1 protein-coding gene is annotated in these 242 nt (G+C 45.5%); it reads left to right on the top strand.

Going from position 1 to position 242, the window contains the following annotated elements; translation table 11 throughout:
- A partial coding sequence (locus SB658_RS27005) for a pyrroline-5-carboxylate reductase family protein (RefSeq protein ID WP_410603588.1) occupies window positions 1-200 on the top strand: 200 nt, incomplete at its 5' end.
- Between the last annotated feature and the right edge of the window lie 42 nt (window positions 201-242).

Raw genomic sequence — 242 nt, forward strand, 5'->3', positions numbered from 1 at the left:
CCGCCAACATGCTTCAAAGCAGCGGTAAAGAACCTGCTGAACTGCGCAAAGAGATCACAAGTGAAGGCGGAACGACAGAAGCCGGCCTGAACACACTTGCTGCCTATCAATTTGAAGAAGCCGTTGTCGATTGTGTCAAAACCGCAACAAAACGAGCAGCAGAATTAAACGAAATGTTTTCAGCAAGCACGTATAAATGATAGAGAAAAGCACCTGTGTTGATGACAGGTGCTTTTTGACAT

The organism is Bacillus sp. SIMBA_008 (genome assembly GCF_046535495.1).
GTDB lineage: Bacteria > Bacillota > Bacilli > Bacillales > Bacillaceae > Bacillus > Bacillus subtilis.